We start from the raw sequence: 15,823 nt of genomic DNA, 5'->3' as shown, positions 1-15,823 counted from the left end.
CCGCCTGAAGTCGAACGCTATCAAGCTGCCCATACACCACTCTTGACGTTAGCTCCACGACGGAGACTCGGTCCCGTTCGTTGCTCTTGAAACCAATCAGGATTTCATGCAGCGCCTGCACTACGTGACGATTCCGCCCGATGCATTTGGCGCGATGCGGCTGCAGCTGGACAAAGCTGGCGTGACGAGTGCAGTGCTGTTCCCCGACCTCGAGGGCATCGCAGCGTACGTCACCCGCACCCATCTGTACCTTGCTGACGAGATTCTGCCGAGACTCGGCGGGATCGGCTCCAACCTCTGACACACATGGCGAACCAGCCGCAGCAGCTGACTCAAGGGAGACTAGACGATGGTGACGACGACGAAGGGCATTGCGTCCGCGCTCGCGATCGGGGGCCTGGTGGTTGGCCTGGTAGCCGCCTGGTATTGGCGCGAGTCGACCCGGGTGCCGATTGATCCGCTCGACGGCGATCCGAACGCGATCATGCCGGTCGTGCCGGAGCTCGAGCACCAGGCGTGGTGGGCCGCCCAGTTCCGCGCGAATCAGGAGGCCGGTCGCCTGAACACCATCGCTGCCATGCTGACCGCAGTCGCGGTGGTGCTCAGCACCGCATCGTCCGTCATCGCCCTGTTCTGATTCCATGGCGAACCAACCACAGCAACTCACCCTGCCGCCGCCGCGTACCTATTCGCGCACCGAATTTGCGGCGCTGCGCGCGCGGGTGCAGGGCATCCCGGTCGGGAAAATCGCGCAGCTGTATTTCGACAGCGACGCCACGCCGTACCACGACGAGCCCGAGCAGCTCGAGCGGTTCCTGCGCACGATGCGCGACGATCTGGTCCAGATGGCCATCCTCCACGGCTCGCCCGTGCTGGCCGACCACCTGCGCGCCTCGATCGCGAAGCACGGCAGTGCGCGGCTTGCGAGTGTCTCGCTGCAGATGGTCGAGCAGGCGTCGCGGCTCGCCGTCGCCGCGCCGCTGGCCGGTCACGCCGTCGGCCTGTGGTTCCGGCCGCTGATCGCGCGGCACCTGGCAGGCGAGGGCATCCACACGCTTGCCGAGCTGGTCGCTGTTGCGAACCGCCGCGGCGGCAGCTGGTGGCGTGCGGTGCCGCGCATCGGGCCCGGCCGGGCGCGCGTGATCGTCGCGTGGCTGCGGCGGCACGTCGATTCGCTGGGTGTGACGGTTGCGGCCGACGTCGATGCCGCAGAGCCGCTCGTGGCACCGGGCGGCACCGTGGTGATCGGACCGGCCAGCGGGCAGCTCGCGCCGCTCGAGCGCATGGCCTTGCCGCACGCGCTGTCCGGCGAGCGCGGCACCAACCGTGCGCCCGTCTTCCCGTACGTCCGGGCCCGCCACGACCTCGACGCGGTGCGGGCCTACCTGGCCGGCTACGCCGGACAGACGGCCACCCAGCGCGCGTATGTACGCGAGCTCGAGCGGCTGGTGCTGTGGGCAACAATGCAGTGCGGTGTGGCGCTGTCGTCATTGACGGTCGAGGACTGCGAGGCCTACAAGGCCTTTCTGGCCGCGCCGGCGGATGCCTTTACGGGGCCGCCGGTGTCGCGCGCCTCCGGGCGGTGGCGACCGTTCGCCCCGGGCGGCCTGTCGGCCGACAGCCAGCGGTACGCGGTGCGCGCAATCCGCGCCGCGTTCGACTGGCTGGTCGACGTCCGTTATCTGGCGGGCAATCCGTGGCGGGCCGTCAAGGACCCGCGCACCGTCCGGCGCGCGCAGAAAATGAAGATCGATCGCGCCCTGCCGATCGACCTGTGGACCCGCATGCGTGAGTTTCTCGCCAGTCGCGCGGACGATGCTGCCCCGCAGGGAGCCCAATGGCGCGCGGCGCGCGCGTTCCTGCTGCTGATGGGCGATTCGGGCCTGCGGATCGCCGAGGCGGCGGCGACCCGGCGCCCGGCGCTCGAGTGGCTGCCAGCCGACGGCGACGTGCCCGCGACGTGGCTGCTGCAGGTGGTCGGAAAAGGCGACCGGGAACGGTTCGTCCCGGTGAGCGATGAGTGCATCGCCGCGCTGCAGGCGCACTGGCGCGACCGCGGCCTCGAGTTCGATGTGCCGGACGCGGGCGCACCGCTCGTCGCTCCGCTCGTCATCCCGGGGACGAAGAAGGCCCGCGAGAAGTTCGGACTGGATGCGGGCAAGGAGGATGTAGCCGGGGTGCCGCTGCAGGAAGGGTATTCCGTGCGCGGCGCACGGGGACTCACCAGCTGGGCGATCCGTCAGATGCTCGAACACCTGACGGATCTCAACGAGTCCGAGCGCCGGCAACTCGCCCGCACATCACCGCATGCGCTGCGGCATACCTTTGGCACGCAGTCGGTGGCCGCCGACGTCCCAATTGACGTCGTGCAGCGGATCATGGGGCACGCATCACTGCAGACCACCACAACCTACGTGACCGCCGAGCGGCGGCGGATGCGCGCCGAGGTCTCAAAGTATCACGCGCGGCTGACCGGATCGGGACAGAAATAGCCGGTCAGAGTGTAATACGCATGGCGCTGGCCAACCGCCCGGGGAAGGAACAACTTCGTACATCGTCGCGATGCGTGCATGTGTTCCCGACCGCACGAATACCGTGGTTGGCGCTGGAACAAAATCATGCAAAGCAACGCAGGTGGTTGGGCCGGAGTCCGTCTGCCAGCACGGGGCAGGGCTTCGGGAAGGGGGGAGAACGCTGACCGGGTTTTACCCGGTCCAGAAATTGGGTACGACATACAACGAAAAGACGCGCTCCAGCTTCCCCGGATTCGCTGGAAAGTATTATAAATAACCAAGGATCCCCGCACGTGCTGCACTGGATGAACGATTTTTTGAATAGCAACAAGGCATCAGCCACGCCACAGCTACGGAGGATCCGATGGGAATCGTCAAGACCTACATCCATATCTCGGACCTGCATTTCGCCGGCCCGACGCAGCGGTTCTTCTATGATCGATGGGCGCGGTATTTCCCTGTCCTCGACGGCTTGGTCGGCCATGACCCAAACAAGCTTAACTATCTGGAAAACACGTACGGGAGATTGAAGGCAACTGAACCGGATGTCGATCTGGTAGTGACCGGAGACTTGACGGCCCAGTCGCTCGATTCAGAATTTGATGACGCGGAGTGCTTTCTGGAAACGGTGACGCCAGCCCCGACATTTTACGGACTGGGCGTCGCGGCATGGAAGGACCTTGCGGTCCCTGGCAATCACGATCAATGGCCAGGGATCCCCTTCACGCCGATAGGAACATGCAACGCCCGGGTACGTGCGATCTTTCCCCACACGGCTTCCGTCACCCACTCGTTTACCTTGGCAAATGGTGTTCCCGTGGTGTTTCTTGAACTGAACGGAGACGCAGATGTGGGGGCGGCATCGCCTGAAAGAGTACTGGCGCGTGGTTCGTTCGTTTCGGCCATCCATCGGCTTCGCAACCTGCTGGACCGCCGGGATGACCGCGAGGTGCGGATCCTGCTGCTTCATCATTCCATTGAGTTCCCGGGGCGCAGTTACCCATTCATGACAGAGCGGCCGCTGTCAATCGACGACCCGAGTCGTACTGAAATCGAGAAATTGCTGTCGGATTACGACATTCGGGTTGTCCTGACGGGACATGCTCACGAGCCGTTTTTCGTTGGCCCTCTCCAGGGAGTGGCCGGAAGGGCAGGCTTCGGCGTCATGGAAAGTCGCTGCGGCACAACCACGCAACGACTGAAGAAGCGTGGCCTGAACAGCCTGTTTGTGCATCGCGTTGAGCGCGACGCAAGTACCCATACGTTCATCTGGCGCAGTTCGCTTTACACGCACGGGGCGAGCCGGTCGGCCAGATTCACGGCCGTGGGCGCGACCTGCCAGGGGCGGACTGCGGAAGACCGGATCCAGATCTTCCCGTAACCTGGTCCCTGATGCACCGACGTGGTGCAAGAAAGTTTCGGCCAGCGGCCTGTCGAGGTCCCAATAACGAGTTGAAGACCGAAAACACGCTCGCGAAGATTGTCGCATCTGAAAATCATGACCACTCCTGCCCCCTCTTTTGAAGTTGCATATCGCGAATACCGAGGGCTGCTGTTCGCCGCCCTCGGCAGGATGGCGCTCCAGGGATTCGTCGTACCACCGGGAGACGCCAGTGATCTCGTGCACGACTTTTTCATTGACGCCTGGAGCGGCCTGGAGCAGAGGTATGAACCTCAGCGAGCCAGCTTCCAGACGTACATGTACGCGGCCTTCGTGCGCTTTGCCCGACCACGTATCGTACGACTGCACCGGTTCAACAAGGCGCTATGTGACCCGGCGGAAATGACTCGCCTGGCCGACCTCCTTGCCGGCGACTCGGGGCCTGCGGATGATGCGATCGATCTCGCCCGGGTGCATCAATCCATCGCGGATCTCCCGGTCGCCCTGCACGAGGCCCTGAGCGGCTGGCTTGATGCAAACAGGACCTCGGAGCGAGATGTCGCACGGACCCTCGGCCTGTCCCGCTACGAGTTGAGGCGCAGGCTGATCGAGGCCCTGGGCCAGATCTCCGTGGCCATGGGGGCGCTGCACGAAGCCGATTCCACTGACCGGGACGTGGCGATCGCGGTCTGGCAAGACGGCCTCACGGTGAACGAGGCGGCGGGGCAGCTCGGAATGACGTCACAGGAAGTGCGCAATGCGTGCCTGAGAAATCAGCGTCGGGTTCAGCAATCCATGGCATTGATGCGCAGCACGCCCCCCCTACCCAGCGGGAGAACAACGATGAATACCCCTTCGACGACTGAACTGGTGGGCACGATCCTGAGCGGAGCACTCGACGATGCGTCGCTCCTCCAGATCGAGTCAAATGCAGGAGAATTGCTTGGGCCACTCGCAGAAGCGATTGACCAGGCTCCTGCCGCATGGGAACGCTTGCCGCCTGACCAGGTGGCAAAGGTATATCTCGCACTGGCGCGAGGACTTGGCGCCGGGATTATGGTTGAACAGGAACCCGATCCACTGGTTGCAGAGGGTGCCGACGATTGCCGTGCAGTTGGGCTGGCGTTCGCAGACGCCCTCGTGCCGGCACTACCGACTCGCAGTAGTCTTTATCATTTGGCTGACGCGCTCGCGGCGCGCACACGACCATTGCCTCCGGATCGCCTGCAGCAACTTTTGGGCGAGCACGACGTTCAGGCTGCGGGAGACGCGGTGCTACCGGTCGCCGCCTACGGGTTGGGACCAATGCATTTTGTCTACGCGTCCGACGCGATCGGACTCCTGTTGCAGCGGGCCATCAACGCCGGATATTTTCCCCGGGGCGCGGCGCTATCGGTAATGCGCGAAGGTGGCGGTGTGAACTACATTTGCACTGCATCGCACAGCAAGCTCACGCGGGACAACCAGCTCACGCAGGATGATCTCGTCCGCGAGGTGGCGACAATGGCGGATATTTCCCGGGATATCGCGAAACCCGTACTTGACTGGATGGTGAACTCAGCGCCCGCCGTCAGGTCGCTGTTCACGGGCTTTTCCGCGTCGTTCAATGAACAGAATGTGATTCTGATGCCGCATGAAATGGCGGATGATGATCTTTTTCAGCGATGGTCACCGGCCTGAAACAGGATAAGCGGTGCCTCACAAGACATTGCGTCACTGGTCGATGCGCCGAATGCGCTGACGCATGCGTCATAACAAGGCAACGGCAAGCGTTAGCTGCATGGTTTTGACGTGACTATGCTGGGGCGGCGACGGCGATACTTTGCGTTGCGACGTCAGGCGCGTTTGGCTAACGCGTTGGAGGTAAGAACAACTTCAATTGTCTGGCCTGCTCAACCTGGTCTGAATCCTGGATGTAGCGACCCTGGTATCGATGTTTTCCATCACTCGACCTGATAATGACGTCTCCGCTCGCGACCAGCGTTGCAAGGGCGTCTTTATACATCGACGCGGTGGCGGGCGATCCATTGCAGGTCTGCGCGAAGATTGACGAAAACGTGACCGCGTGGGGCTGGTCAAAAATGCGCGCGGCGAGCTGTTCGACCAGTTCCTTGTCGGACCTGCTGCGTGCCACGTCATCAAACCGGAATCCCCCATCGAACTCCTGCAGGAACCCCATGGTGTGGGGTGCGAGCATGTTCAACCCGGCGCCGCCATAGTGCACAAAGTGGTTGCTGTGTTGCCAGTGAACCTGCTTCATCACATCCTGTGCGCGGTGGTGTTGGGAGAGGTGAACAAGCCAGTATTCCCCATGGCCGGCGCCTGTCCCGCGGATGAAGAACGGCGTGAAAAACGCTGCACCGCATCGCTCAACCAGAGCCTCGTACAGCGCGGCCTGAATGAACCGTCGCCAGTCCGTTTCGTCCGCCTTGATCTGTTCGATCGAACGCGTGCCTAACCGCTTGAAAATGTCGATCTGTAACGTGGTGGAAATGCGCTGCGCGAACTCGTCGTTCGTGTATGTCGCAAATGACGACACGTGAAATGTCAGCACGACCTCGGCATTGCGGCTGGTTTGAAAAATGCGCCGGATCAACGTTGCTGGAACCTCCGCGTACCCGTACTGATCCAGAAAAAAGAGTGCGGTGCCCGAACGAGGCGTGTGCTGGTGGATGCGCAGCAGGACCTCTTCCACGGCGACCCCGAATTCGGCGTGCAGCAGGTGGATGGAGACGCCGATTGCATGTTCGAGTCCGCGGTCCCCAAGCACCTTGCGCAGGTGTTGCAGCGCGCCCCGGTCTTTATCAACGAAGACAAACTGCACGTCGAATGCAATCAGCTTCGTTCTGTTCGCATTGACGAGCGCGAAGGCGGCGTCGACCGCCTCGATCATACGCAGTGGAGATCCGAACACGAGCTCCCCTGAGCCGCGAAGCTCGTACAGTCCGCCGCCACAAAAGCCGTCCACCAGGGTGATCTTGAAACGTTCGCGCCCGGGGGCATTGAGTAGTCGCTGCTGAAAATAACGCACCAGGTAGTCAACGAGCACCTGATGTTTTGTCAGACTGTGCTCGTCGAGGACGGCGGGGCCGTTGCTCCAGTCATAATGACGTTTTGCCAAGGCTTATTTTCCGAGTGAGGCTCGAGCGGCTAAGACGCGGATGCCGGAAACTGGTCCCAATGCTTTCCCGCGAGGGTGCGCCCGGCCTTGCTCTTGCCGATCGCCGCGACAGAGACCTCCGAGCCATCCTGGCGAAGAACCTTCACCGCGGTGTGCTTGGTCATGACGTCGGTGACCTGGTCCACTGGTGCCCAGTGCCCCCACTGCTTGAAGTGAAACGGCACTCTGGTTTTTGCGCACTGCTTTTGAAGATTTGCTGGCCAGACGGGATCCATGGGTCGAGAGCCGGGCCCCGACTCGCCGCCTGCAATGACCCAGTCAACGCGCGTGCCGTTCTCGCCGCGCACGAGAAACTCGGAGAGATCGAGCGGGCCCAGTAGCGGCTCGCAGGAGAGGAACCGGACGGCCGGCGAGGTGAACTCGAGCAGGTACTTGATGCGCTTGCGCGCGCTTGCCTGATTCTCAACCGTCGTTCCCAGCCAGACGTTGCTGGGAAAGTCATATCCCTTTGGCAACTGCTTGCGGACGAGATGAATGCGCTTCGTTAACAGCAACCAGTCCAGGTTGGGTGTCTGCGCAATCAGTTCGAGAAGCCGTAAGCGCTCGCCAACCAGGTCCGGTCTGTTCTCGAATACATCGGCCATCGACGCGCAGAAGACGCGAAGCCGGGTCTTGTCTGCCGCCGCTTCCCGATTCCACTTCAGGGGCTCTTTCCAATGCGCATCGCTAAAGAAGCGCCGGGGTGTTTCCGGCCCCCAAACGCTTTCGCCCAGCCTCTTTGCCCAAGTTTCCGCGTAGCAATGGTCGCAAGCGGCGGATACCTTGACGCAACCCCACCAGGGGTTGAAGGTGTGGTGCGTCCATTCGATGCGAGAATCTTTTCCCATGACGATCAGCTTATGTTGGGCGGTACGATATTGTACGCGTATGGCCGCCCAGAAAGGACCTTGCTCGGGGACGGGGGCATTGGGCCGGAATGCCACGTGTCGTCCGTGCGGCGCCATGGTCCGGACGCATTGCGAATCACGTCGCACGTTGCAGGACGACGCTGGTACAACAACGGAGTGAGAGGGGCGCGCTGTGGCGGATACGAAGACGGTGGTACCGGACAACAACGACGGCTTGCCTGCCATGGTGGTAGGTCGCTGGGTGACCGAAGAGAAGCACCAGATCATCAAGCGGTACATTGACGCGTCCTGGGGCGCACGTCAGAAGTTCACCACTCAGCGAACGTACATTGACCTCTTTGCCGGCACTGGCCGGGTACTGATCAAACACACCTCGACCTTTTCGGACGGTGGCCCGCTGGCGGCCTGGACGATGTCCCAGCAGAGACGCGGGACGTTTTCGCACTTTTTCGTCGCGGACGCGAACCCTGAATATCTGGCAGCCTGTGACGAGCGATTGCGCAAACTGGGAGCCCCGGTCAAATCCGCCGTCGGTCGCGCGGACCAAACCGTCGACTGGGTGATCCCGCAACTGGACCGGCGAGGACTTCATCTCGCATTGCTCGACCCATTCAACGCGGGTCACCTCCATTTCTCGATCATCGAGAAGCTGGCATCCATGCCGTCAATTGATATCGTCGTGCATCTGAGCACGGGCGATATCCAGCGCAACATTGCATCAGGCCTCGAGTCAGAACGCTCATCGCTCGACGACTTCGCCCCAGGATGGCGGCAGGTTGTTCGCCAACAGGCCTCGAAGCACGAGATGCGAGACGCGTTTGTCGATCACTGGAAGACGCTGGTGAGCAAGACAGGCATGCGCGTGTGCGACACGATGTACCCGGTGCGGAACAGCAAGGATTCGACCATGTACTGGCTGTGTCTGCTCGCAAGACACGATCTCGCCGAGAAGCTCTGGCGCGACGCGTGCAACCTCCAGGGCCGTTCCCTGTTCTGACTCACTACGTTATAACTTCCACCATGTGGCACACCCAAGGGTGTTTGCCGCTATCTGTTATCAATATGCATTGGTCAAACTGTGCCGGCTGCGGTGGACAGTCAGAACGCCAGCCGATCTTCGAAAACTGCCGGGTATGTGGAGAAGGTCAATCCCGCGTGGGTAGGGCTGCGGCGTGTCATCTGGCCATACGGCTTTGCATTGACTTTTCCCGAGTGCAGTATATAACTCGGATTGCATGACTGGCCGTCGCGACGCCAGTCATTTTTTTGACCCCCGTTGGATGGTGTGCGTCGCGTCCATATGCTGTTGCAGCGTAATGATTGGGCGGTCCTATGAAGACTTCAGGATGGTTTCTTCTCCCATTCGTTCTCGGTGGATGCTGCACTACGAAGGAGCCCGCATCGCCGCCTGGTACTGCGGACATGAGTGCGGTGATTGACCGCGTCAAAGTTGAACTCAACAAATTCAAGCACTCTCTACCGGTTGCACCGCCGAACAATACGACGACATGCACTGTGAATGGAAAACCGAACGTCTTTATCGTGCCGACGAAAGCCGAGCTGACACTGAAAGTCGCGTCAACGAACAACATCGCCGGTAGTATTGGCGTCAAAATACCGGCGGGAAAAATCGTCACCGTGGACCCGACATTTTCCGGTAGCTACCAGACCGTCGGAACTCATGCTTTTACCTTAAACCTCGATCTCCAACACGATCCGAGCGTCTCTGAGCTTCAGACCGACATCGACACCACGAGCAAACAGATCGCCGTGTACGCGAAGGCACAAAAAGCCCTCGCGAAGACTGACCCGGCTACGGCAGCGAAGTTTGGCTCATACGTTGCCGCGAAATCCGCGCACCTCCACGGCGACTACGCGGCCTTGGCCGGGATGCTTCCACAACAGGCCAGCGCTGTTGCAGAGCCGCCAGATACACCTGCATCATTCGTAGATGCGACGAAGCGACCACCCGTTCCCAACCCGCCCGACGATCTCGCGGACTATCCATTGGCAAGTACCCTTTGGACCGTTCGCGAGCAACTCCTCTACGTCGATCACATGCTTACCCCATGCGTCAAACCGAACCAGTTAGAGGTGGACATTGACTTCGAAGTCCAGGCAAAGATGAAGGCCGATGTCGGCCTCGACATCCTGATCGTCAGCATAGACGCGAGCAATGAGAAAACAAACGATACGCTCCAGCACCTGAAGGTGACCTTTGATATGACTGGGAGCTCCCAGCTGCTGCTCCTGAACACCAACTAAGCTGTCGTTGCCCAACCACCACAGACTGAAAATCTGTGGGTTGGGTGACGGCTAGTTCCAGCCAGCGGAACATGCGTGACGATGCGTCAATTCGTGCTCCAGCAGGCTGTCGACAGTCATGGCGAAAAACTCGAGGCAGGTAGTCGCGTCGGCGACGTAACCGGAGTCAAGTTGTCCTGGCTTGCTTCCACTTGAACTGGGTCGGTCGTGACCACAGCCGCGATTAGACACGTGGATTCTCGACATGCATCAGCGAGCGTTTGCCGATCGCGTACAACAACAAGGACCGTGAGCGTTTCAACTACAACGGCCTTAATCGCTATACGGTGCTGCATGGCTTCGCGATTGAGGAATATGCTGCGGAGGAAAACAGCCTGAAGGCGTTTTCGCTGCTCAGCGCCATGACAGCATTGATGTCAACAAGGGAGAGCCTCCACATACCCGACAACGCTTGAAGATCACTGGCCATCGCCAGCCGTCAGCGCCCAGCGTTGAGATTCTTAAGACGCAGAAACGCCGGTGCGTGGCTTTGCGCGAACAAAACTGTCGCTTGAGTGCTGGCGAGACAAGAGATTGACCGCCAGCCAAGCAGCTCGAGTTGATCTGCGCGTATCTCTTCTTGTCTAATGAGAGACGCATGCGTGCGAGTTATGTAGAGGAGAAGATCAAGTTCGCGCTTGGTATCGGTGTATTTCGGATCGGTCGCCAGGCGACTTGCACAATCCGTGACAAGCAAGTAGATCGTGGTGGATGGAGGCACATCGTAAAGGAGCGGTGGGCCAATGATGTCCTTGAGCGTTGCTGCGGCTTTGAGGCGCTCATAGGTGGCCTTGACCTCGCCGCTTCGTTTCGACCCAGGATTCAAGATCTCTTTGACCTGAAAATTCGCATCGCGAAACAGAACATCTGTCTTGCTGCGTTGATGCGGAGACCTTAGTTCGTCCTCAACAAAGGCGAGCGAACAGTGTTCTAGAAACTGAGAAACAACCCAGCGCTCGCGAGCTTCCTTCCCCTTGTTCGAGAAAAAAAGCAGTTCTTCATGCGCCGACTCACGCATGGATGCCAAAAATTCGTCATCCGATTGAGGCACTCGTGGAGTGTCACCCATGGCGGTTCTCAGTGATTAAGTGACCGATCTGGTTGCCCAGCGAATGGTTAGTCCATCATTTCATCGGGCCACAGTTGCGCGCCGTGCAACACACGCAGGATGCGTACGGTATCGCCTGCAATGCGATAGGCCGCAATATACGGTGTCCGGCTGATGACCAGTTCGCGAGTACCTTCGACGCGCCCCGGACGGCCAGTGTCGGGAAACTGCAGTAGTTGCTTGACTTGCACACGGATCCGATCATCCACGACGACTGCCGCATGTGGGCTATCCTCTTCGATGTAATCAAAAATCGCGTCGCGATCCTCTATTGCGAAAGCGGACCATTCAAGCCTCACGCGTCACCTTCGGCGGCTTTGCGAAGGGCCGCGGCGCGGCGTTTGGAGAAATGAGCTTCGACTTCATCGTCCGGGGTAGCGGGGCGGGGGTCGTCCAATGCTTCCTGCACCTTCGCGCGGAACCAGGCGTCATGCACAGCCGGGTCGGTCGCGAAGGCGAACGGCAACGCACCTTCGTTGGCAACGCGTGTCAGGAGGATGCGCACAGCATCCGAGACGGTCAACCCCATGTTGTCGAGCACCGCAGCCGCGCGCTCTTTCAACGCGGGGTCGATGCGTGTTTGCACCAATGCAGTCGCAGCCATGGCAACTACTCCTATGTGTGGTCCAGATTTCTCATTGTAATTCATTTGAATTACAATTGGTGTCACTATCAACACGCCAACAATTCGCGCTACCGGTCCAACGTGACGCATCACACCTCACCGATACCCGGCGATCCACGCTCGGGCAGTCCATCGAAATCAGGCGCCATGCGCGCGGTCAGCGCCATAGGTCCCCCCTAACTGAGCGATAATTGCGCCTAGCGCGCCGGTTTGTCGGCTGGCTAGCGCGACGCCCGGCCGTCGCAATCGAAGATCAAGCACGAAAAAGGCACAAGGGCGTTTGAATGCTCAAACTCGAAGCGGTTACCAAAAATACGTTACTGACGGGCATAGAGCCCGACCAAATTGCCCGGGTGATGAGTGTCGAGCCTGCCGGCGAAGACGCGATCGCCATCGTCTACAAAACGGGGGACGGACGGCTGGGCGAGCGGATGATTCTTCGCGACGAGGAGGCCAGCATCGCCTTGGCCGAAGTCGGCCGCCCTTGGGGTTTTGACGCCTCGGGCGAAGACTTCAAACTCGCTGCCGAGGCCTACCGGATATCCCTCGCGCACCTTTTCGATCGCATGATGGCGGTCCACACATCCAACGTGGACCCGCTGCCGCATCAAATCACCGCGGTGTACGAGTCGATGCTGCCACGACAGCCCCTGCGTTACGTTCTGGCGGACGATCCCGGCGCTGGCAAGACCATCATGGCCGGCCTGCTGATCCGTGAGTTGCTGATGCGCGCTGACGTTCGCAAAGTTTTGATCGTTGCGCCAGGCAGCCTTGTCGAACAATGGCAGGCCGAAATGGACACCAAGTTCGGACTGTCTTTCTCGATATTCTCTCGGGAAATGGAGCAGGCAAGTCGGGGACCCAATCCTTTCGAGGAGGCCGAGCTATTGATCGCCCGTCTCGACATGCTCGCGCGCAGCGATGACCTTCAGGAGAAACTCTCATTCAGCCGGTGGGATCTCGTCATCGTTGATGAGGCCCACAAGCTGTCGGCGACCTGGTATGGGACGAAAATCAACGAGACACGCCGCTTCAAGCTGGGGAAGCTTCTGGGCGAAATCTCGCGGCACTTCCTGTTGATGACTGCGACACCACATAACGGCAAAGAAGAGGACTTCCAGCTGTTCTTGTCGCTTCTTGACTCGGACCGCTTCTTCGGCAAATTTCGCGACGGAGCGCACAAGGTCGATGTCTCCGACCTCATGCGCCGTATGGTCAAAGAAGACCTTTTGAAATTCGACGGTAGCCGGTTGTTCCCCGAACGATTTGCTTACACCGTCAACTACAAACTCTCCCAGTCGGAAGCTGCACTCTACGCAGACGTAACAGACTACGTCAAAGAACAAATGAATCGCGCCGATGAGCTCGCCGACGGCGCGCGCAAAGGCACTGTGGGTTTCGCGCTGACAGCATTGCAACGACGCCTGGCATCCAGCCCCGCAGCTATTTATCACTCTCTCAAAAGGCGACGCGAGAAGTTGCAGCACCGAGTTGAGGACGAGAGGGCCGCGCAACGCGGCCAAGCTCCCCGCACAATAAAGGCGCTCGTTGTCGCGGGCGACGTCTGGGAGCGAGAAGACGACCTTGACCCGGAGGCGTTTGAAGACTTCGAGGAAGAGGTAGTAGATCAAGCAACGGCAGCGCAGACCATTCAGGAGTTAGAAGAGGAAATCCGCACGCTTTTGGCTCTGGAAGAGCAAGCCCGTGAACTCGCCCACTCTGAGCGCGACCGAAAATGGGAAGAGCTCTCCAACATTTTGCAAAACCGCCCTGAAATGCGGACTGCGGACGGACGGCGACGCAAGCTGATCATTTTCACAGAGCACCGCGACACTCTGAATTATCTGTGCACGAAAATTCGAGGTCTGCTGGGCAGCGACGAGGCCGTTGTACAAATTCATGGAGGCGTGCCTCGCGAAGGACGGCTCGTGGTCCAAGAACTCTTTCGACACGACGTCGAAACCGTTGTCTTGTTGGCGACGGACGCCGCTGGCGAAGGCGTCAATCTTCAAAACGCGAATCTGATGGTCAACTATGACCTCCCGTGGAACCCCAATCGGCTGGAACAGCGGTTTGGCCGCATTCACCGGATTGGGCAGACTGAAGTCTGTCACCTCTGGAACATGGTCGCGTCGGAGACGCGGGAAGGCGACGTGTTCCAGCGGCTTCTCGCGAAGCTCGAAGTCGAAAAAAAGGCGCTGGGCGGCCGCGTCTTCGATATCTTGGGCGAGGTTTTCGACGAGCGCAGCTTGCGTGATCTTCTCATCCAAGCCATCCGCTATGGGGAAGATCCAAGCGTCCGCGCCAAATTGCACATGAAGGTCGAAGGCGCTCTGGACACCGAGCATCTTCTCGACATCATGAAGCGCAACGCGCTGGCCGAGGAAATCATCGACCATCAACGGCTTTTTGCAGTCAAGGAAGAGATGGAAAAGGCGGAGGCTCGCAAACTGCAACCGTATTTCATACGCTCTTTTTTCTCGAAGGCCTTTCAGCAGTATGGTGGCGAGTTGAAGGTTCGCGAGCTTGCGCGAGCGCAAATCACTTTTGTCCCGGCAGTCATCCGCGAGCGGGGCCGGCAGCTAGCCACGCGGCAGAATCGCAACGCGGATCCCGTGCTGAACCGATACGAGCGCGTGTGCTTTGAGCGGGAGGCAGTGCGCCCGGAAGGGCAGCCTGGCCTGCAAATGGCGAGCTTGATCCATTCGGGGCATCCATTGATGCAAGCGCTCGTCGACCTAACGCTGGACGACCGTCGAGGAGTGTTGAAGCAGGGCGCCGTCTTTGTGGACCCCAACGACTTGGGCATCAAAGCGAAGGTTCTGTTCATCATCGATCACTCGATCAAGGAAGCGGGCCCGGGCGAGCAAGTCGCTTCTAGGAGAATGCAGTTCGTCTCTATTGACGAAGATGGCGTAACCAAGAATGAAGGATGGGCGCCCCATCTGAACTGGGAGCCGATCACCACTTCGGACCGCGTGCTCATCGGTCCGGAGCTCAACGCGCCGTGGATCCGGTCTGATCTTGAAAACCTGGCGCTGACGCATGCCTCTGAACACCTGGTGCCGGAGCACTTTATCGAGGTGAAGGAGCGCCGCGAGCGGCAGGTCGACAAAACGCTCGCAGCGGTTCACGAGCGGCTGCTGAAAGAAATCACATACCAGTCGGATCGCTACCGCAAACTCCGCGACGACTTGGCCGCGGGAAAAGACACGCGTCTCGCCATCGATAACACCCGACGAATCGTTGATGACTTAACCGTGCGCCGCGAGACTCGCGAGAAAGAGTTGCGTGCGATGCGGCAAGTCGTGTCAGCAACCCCCGTGATTGTCGGCGGGGCATTGGTCATCCCATCGGGCTTGCTTGCTCAACGCAACGGCGACGAGGAAGGCGATACGTGGTCTGCGGATCCCGTTGCGCGAGCGCGGGTGGAGCAGCTGGCTATGCAGGCCGTTTTTGAGCACGAACACGCTCACGGACGCTCGACGAAGGACGTTTCGGCGCTGAAATGCGGTTGGGACATCACGTCGCAACCCCCAATGGTGAACGGTTTGTTGCCGGATCCTAGACACATCGAGGTCAAGGGCCGCGCGAAAGGCAGTGAAACCGTGACGGTGACCGTGGGAGAAATTATCGAAGCTCTGAACCAAGGGCCCAAGTTCATTCTCGCAATCGTCATGGTTGACGGAGATCGCGCCGATCCGCCGCTATATATCCGGCAGCCATTCGCACAACCCCCGGAGTGGGGGACGACCAGCGTCAATTTCAGCCTCAAACAATTAATGACGAAGCTGTCGAGCGAAGCGCTATGAGTGCGCTTACCTTGAAGCCGATCATCGGGCGGGCCCGCGAGCTATGCTCCG

General features: G+C 60.0%; 14 protein-coding genes. 9 read left to right on the top strand and 5 right to left on the bottom strand.

Features of this window, described 5'->3' with window-relative positions:
- Positions 1 to 106 precede the first annotated feature (106 nt).
- From M0D64_RS41470 to M0D64_RS41450, 5 genes are all read left to right on the top strand, one after another.
- Positions 107 to 301, top strand: coding sequence for a hypothetical protein (locus M0D64_RS41470; RefSeq protein WP_266261905.1), 195 nt, complete (start codon positions 107 to 109; stop codon positions 299 to 301).
- A gap of 48 nt (positions 302 to 349) precedes the next feature.
- Positions 350 to 637, top strand: a complete 288-nt coding sequence (locus tag M0D64_RS41465) for a hypothetical protein (protein ID WP_266261904.1) — start codon at positions 350 to 352, stop codon at positions 635 to 637.
- A gap of 4 nt (positions 638 to 641) precedes the next feature.
- Positions 642 to 2,492, top strand: a complete 1,851-nt coding sequence (locus tag M0D64_RS41460; protein ID WP_266261903.1) for a site-specific integrase — start codon at positions 642 to 644, stop codon at positions 2,490 to 2,492.
- Positions 2,493 to 2,877: 385 nt separating this feature from the next.
- Entirely contained in the window at positions 2,878 to 3,894 is a 1,017-nt protein-coding gene (locus tag M0D64_RS41455) for a metallophosphoesterase (RefSeq protein ID WP_266261902.1), read from the top strand.
- A 117-nt stretch (positions 3,895 to 4,011) separates the two neighbouring features.
- Positions 4,012 to 5,574, top strand: a complete 1,563-nt coding sequence (locus M0D64_RS41450) for a sigma-70 family RNA polymerase sigma factor (protein ID WP_266261901.1) — start codon at positions 4,012 to 4,014, stop codon at positions 5,572 to 5,574.
- Positions 5,575 to 5,743: 169 nt separating this feature from the next.
- On the opposite strand, the gene M0D64_RS41445 is transcribed toward M0D64_RS41450, so the two are convergent.
- A complete protein-coding gene (locus tag M0D64_RS41445) occupies positions 5,744 to 7,015 on the bottom strand; it encodes a three-Cys-motif partner protein TcmP (RefSeq protein WP_266261900.1) in 1,272 nt (423 codons plus the stop codon).
- Between the two features lie 29 nt (positions 7,016 to 7,044).
- Positions 7,045 to 7,902, bottom strand: a complete 858-nt coding sequence (locus M0D64_RS41440; protein WP_266261899.1) for a DUF5131 family protein — start codon at positions 7,900 to 7,902, stop codon at positions 7,045 to 7,047.
- Positions 7,903 to 8,095: 193 nt separating this feature from the next.
- Between M0D64_RS41440 and M0D64_RS41435 the strand changes: the two genes are divergently transcribed.
- The 3 genes from M0D64_RS41435 (at position 8,096) to M0D64_RS41425 (ending at position 10,643) form a co-directional block, all read left to right on the top strand.
- Positions 8,096 to 8,920: a three-Cys-motif partner protein TcmP gene (locus tag M0D64_RS41435; protein ID WP_266261897.1), complete on the top strand. Its 825-nt coding sequence runs from the start codon at positions 8,096 to 8,098 to the stop codon at positions 8,918 to 8,920.
- Positions 8,921 to 9,345: 425 nt separating this feature from the next.
- Entirely contained in the window at positions 9,346 to 10,188 is an 843-nt protein-coding gene (locus M0D64_RS41430) for a hypothetical protein (RefSeq protein ID WP_266261896.1), read from the top strand.
- 260 nt (positions 10,189 to 10,448) lie between these two features.
- On the top strand, positions 10,449 to 10,643 hold the full coding sequence (locus M0D64_RS41425; protein ID WP_266261895.1) for a hypothetical protein: 195 nt from the start codon (positions 10,449 to 10,451) through the stop codon (positions 10,641 to 10,643).
- 23 nt (positions 10,644 to 10,666) lie between these two features.
- Here M0D64_RS41425 and M0D64_RS41420 read toward each other — a convergent pair whose 3' ends face one another.
- From M0D64_RS41420 to M0D64_RS41410, 3 genes are read right to left on the bottom strand one after another with little or no spacing between them, the layout of a single operon-like run.
- Positions 10,667 to 11,296 carry a DUF1780 domain-containing protein gene (locus M0D64_RS41420; RefSeq protein WP_266261894.1) on the bottom strand — a complete coding sequence of 210 codons (630 nt, stop codon included), beginning with the start codon at positions 11,294 to 11,296 and terminating at the stop codon, positions 10,667 to 10,669.
- A 47-nt stretch (positions 11,297 to 11,343) separates the two neighbouring features.
- Entirely contained in the window at positions 11,344 to 11,634 is a 291-nt protein-coding gene (locus tag M0D64_RS41415) for a type II toxin-antitoxin system RelE/ParE family toxin (protein WP_266261892.1), read from the bottom strand.
- Entirely contained in the window at positions 11,631 to 11,939 is a 309-nt protein-coding gene (locus M0D64_RS41410; RefSeq protein ID WP_266261891.1) for a type II toxin-antitoxin system RelB/DinJ family antitoxin, read from the bottom strand. The genes M0D64_RS41415 and M0D64_RS41410 overlap by 4 nt, the downstream gene beginning before the upstream one ends.
- A 305-nt stretch (positions 11,940 to 12,244) precedes the next feature.
- Between M0D64_RS41410 and M0D64_RS41405 the strand changes: the two genes are divergently transcribed.
- A complete protein-coding gene (locus M0D64_RS41405; protein WP_266261889.1) occupies positions 12,245 to 15,772 on the top strand; it encodes a helicase-related protein in 3,528 nt (1,175 codons plus the stop codon).
- The last annotated feature ends 51 nt before the right edge of the window (positions 15,773 to 15,823 follow it).

It is taken from the genome of Paraburkholderia sp. WS6, from assembly GCF_030464835.1.
Classification (GTDB): Bacteria; Pseudomonadota; Gammaproteobacteria; order Burkholderiales; family Burkholderiaceae; genus Paraburkholderia; species Paraburkholderia madseniana.
The sequence above is the reverse complement of the archived record's forward strand: the minus strand, read 5'-3'. Positions and strand labels throughout refer to the sequence as shown.

Excerpts from the sequence above, each read along its gene's own strand:
- M0D64_RS41405 (WP_266261889.1), top strand. The coding sequence starts at position 12,245 with ATGCTCAAACTCGAAGCGGTTACCAAAAATACGTTACTGACGGGCATA.
- M0D64_RS41440 (WP_266261899.1), bottom strand. The coding sequence starts at position 7,902 with ATGGGAAAAGATTCTCGCATCGAATGGACGCACCACACCTTCAACCCC.
- M0D64_RS41465 (WP_266261904.1), top strand. The coding sequence starts at position 350 with ATGGTGACGACGACGAAGGGCATTGCGTCCGCGCTCGCGATCGGGGGC.
- M0D64_RS41455 (WP_266261902.1), top strand. The coding sequence starts at position 2,878 with ATGGGAATCGTCAAGACCTACATCCATATCTCGGACCTGCATTTCGCC.
- M0D64_RS41430 (WP_266261896.1), top strand. The coding sequence starts at position 9,346 with ATGAGTGCGGTGATTGACCGCGTCAAAGTTGAACTCAACAAATTCAAG.
- M0D64_RS41470 (WP_266261905.1), top strand. The coding sequence starts at position 107 with ATGCAGCGCCTGCACTACGTGACGATTCCGCCCGATGCATTTGGCGCG.
- M0D64_RS41450 (WP_266261901.1), top strand. The coding sequence starts at position 4,012 with ATGACCACTCCTGCCCCCTCTTTTGAAGTTGCATATCGCGAATACCGA.
- M0D64_RS41420 (WP_266261894.1), bottom strand. The coding sequence starts at position 11,296 with ATGGGTGACACTCCACGAGTGCCTCAATCGGATGACGAATTTTTGGCA.
- M0D64_RS41410 (WP_266261891.1), bottom strand. The coding sequence starts at position 11,939 with ATGGCTGCGACTGCATTGGTGCAAACACGCATCGACCCCGCGTTGAAA.
- M0D64_RS41460 (WP_266261903.1), top strand. The coding sequence starts at position 642 with ATGGCGAACCAACCACAGCAACTCACCCTGCCGCCGCCGCGTACCTAT.